This window comes from Kitasatospora sp. NPDC004799, from assembly GCF_040609095.1.
In the GTDB taxonomy this organism is placed as follows: Bacteria; Actinomycetota; Actinomycetes; order Streptomycetales; family Streptomycetaceae; genus Kitasatospora.
The window spans coordinates 1-2,534 of sequence record NZ_JBEXJK010000679.1 but is presented as its reverse complement, the minus strand read 5'-3'; the positions used below and the strand labels follow the sequence as shown (position 1 = coordinate 2,534).

The window sequence follows — 2,534 nt, the reverse complement described above, 5'->3', positions numbered from 1 at the left end:
CCCCGCCCGGCGCCGTCCCGCCGTCGGCCGCCCCGCCCGCGCCGCCGCACCCGCTGCCCGCCGGCGGCTGGGCGTCCGTCACCCCCGCCGCCCAGTCCGGCTTCCAGCCCGCCCACCCGTACGCCCCCGCCCCGGGCGCGGACCCGGGTCATGGCCCGGCCGCCGCCCCCTTCCCCGGCTACCTCCCCGGTCCCGCCCCCACCAACGGCTTCGCCGTCGGCTCCCTGGTCACCGGCCTGCTCCTGGTCGCCCCGGTGGCCCTGGTGTTCGGCATCCTCGCGCTGGTCCAGATCAACCGCCGCAAGGAGCGCGGCTCCGGCATGGCGGTGACCGGCCTGGTGCTCGGCACCATCGGCACGGTGCTGCTGGCCCTCGCGCTCGGCGCGACCGACTTCAGCTCGGCGCGGGCCGGCCGCTTCGGCCAGGCCCCGAAGGCCCCGGCCGGCTCGGTGCACTGGTCCGAGCTCAAGTCCGGTGAGTGCTACGACTCCCCCGAGGGCGGCTCGACGACGGACGGGAGCGGCGACGAGACGGTGTACTGGGTGCACCGGGTGGCCTGCGCCCAGTCGCACGACGGCGAGGTCGCGGGCACCGTCGACCTCCCGGCCGGCGAGGGCCCCTACCCGGGCGAGAGCGAGGTCCGCGCGTCGGCCGGCCGGCTCTGCCGCATGGTGCTGGGCGCCTACGCGCTCGACCAGTGGGCCGTCCCGGAGGGCATGAGCGACGTCTACCTCTACCCGACCGCGAAGAACTGGGCGGCCGGCGCACGGTCCGTCACCTGCGCCTACGAGGACCCCGACAACCGGCACCAGGGCACGGTCCGCACCGACCGAGCCCGCCTGACCGCGCCCCAGCTGGCCTATCTGGAGGCCGCCCGGAGCTTCAACAACGACTACCTGGACCGGCCCGAGCGGGACGTCGCCGAGGCCGAGGCCGACTACCGCGCCTGGGCCCGGCGGGTGGCCTCCGCCTCCCGGGCCGAGGCGGCGGTGCTGGGCCGGACGGCGGTGCCCTGGCCGGCCGCCGTCCAGCCGCAGATCGCCAAGCTGGCCGAGGCGAAGTCGCAGGCGGCCGTCCTCTGGGACGCCGCGGCCTCCGGTTCCGACCTGGCGGGCGACCTCCGCCGGGCCGGGGCGGCGGAGGCCAAGGCGACGCCGACGATCCTGGAGATCCGCCGCGGGCTGGGCCTGTCCACCGGCGAGCAGGCGCCCGACCTGAGGGTCTGAGCGCCCGCGCGCCGGGTTACCGGCCGTTGACCGGGCCTGTACGTGCTGGTAACCCGCCGGTCGTACGGTCATGTACACGTCCCCGGCCCGACCCCCACGCGAGCCGGGGACCGGCCGGGCCCGCCCGGAGCGGGACGGCCCGGAGCGGGACGGCCCGCCGGAGCCCCCGGTACGCTCCCGCCATGGGCACCTACCGGGTGATGCGGCAGGACGACAACGGCAACCGCTTCCTGGTCGCCAAGGGCCTCGACCGGGCCGAGGCCGGGCGGCTGGCCGCCGGGTTCGAGGCCCGCGGCCACAAGCAGATGTACTGGGTCGAGGCGGACGGGGAGGCCGGGCCGGAAGCGGCGGACGGGACGGTCCGGAACGCCTGAGCCGCACGGTGGCAGGCCGTAGGGTCGGGGCCATGGACGCGACCCACCCCAGCCACCCCACGCCCGCAGCCCCGGACCGGCCCGACGGCCCGGGCAACCCGGGCGGCCCGGACACCCCCGCCGCTCCCCGGATCGTGGTCGGCGGCGCCCTGGTCCACCGCGGCCGGGTGCTCGCCGCCCGGCGCAGCGCCCCCGCGTCGGTGGCCGGCCGGTGGGAGTTCCCCGGCGGGAAGGCCGAGCCGGGGGAGACCGAGGCGCAGGCGCTGGAGCGCGAGCTGCTGGAGGAGCTCGGCGTCCGGGCGCGCGCGCTGACCCGGCTGCCGGGCGCGTGGGCCGTGCGCCCCGGCTTGGAGCTGCGCTTCTGGGCGGCGGAATTGCTGTCCGGCGAGCCGCGCCCGCTGGAGGACCACGACGCACTGCGCTGGCTGGGCCCGGACGAACTGGACGCCGTGGACTGGATCGACCACGACCGTGAGGTGCTGCCGCACGTCGCCCGGCTGCTCACGGACACCCGCACCAGCGCCTGAGCGGGCCCTGAGGAGCGGGCACCCGGGGGCCGCGCGCAGATCACGCGCACCCCACCGGCCGTCACCCGCGCGACCACCGCGAAGGCCCTGCCGCCGCCCGGCGACGCGCAGTCCGCCCGGGTAGGTCAATCGGACAAGACGACCCAGCGCCCGGGATAGCCTGGGTGCTGCTGGGTATGTCACTTTTCGGCACTATTCGTCACCATCGGTGAGCCGCCCCAGCCGGCGACGCCGATCCCGACCAGAGCCGGAGGCCCCGTCGGTGTCGAGTACCGGGAACGGCGCCGGGGGAGAGCGGCGGGCAGGCTCCACGGGGAGCGCCGCCGCCCGCGCCCGACTGCGCCGCGCCGCCCGTCCGGCCGCCTCCCAGCCGTCGGCCGGCCGCCGCCGCGGCGACACTGTCGAGG

3 protein-coding genes are annotated in these 2,534 nt (G+C 77.9%); all 3 read left to right on the top strand.

The window, feature by feature from the left end; genetic code table 11:
• A partial coding sequence (locus ABZW03_RS39790) for a DUF4190 domain-containing protein (protein ID WP_355269612.1) occupies window positions 1–1,226 on the top strand: 1,226 nt, incomplete at its 5' end.
• A gap of 182 nt (window positions 1,227–1,408) precedes the next feature.
• Window positions 1,409–1,600, top strand: a complete 192-nt coding sequence (locus ABZW03_RS39785) for an SPOR domain-containing protein (protein ID WP_355269610.1) — start codon at window positions 1,409–1,411, stop codon at window positions 1,598–1,600.
• A 131-nt stretch (window positions 1,601–1,731) separates the two neighbouring features.
• Window positions 1,732–2,127 (top strand): NUDIX domain-containing protein, encoded by a 396-nt coding sequence (locus ABZW03_RS39780; RefSeq protein WP_355269614.1) that lies wholly within the window; start codon window positions 1,732–1,734, stop codon window positions 2,125–2,127.
• Window positions 2,128–2,534 lie beyond the last annotated feature (407 nt).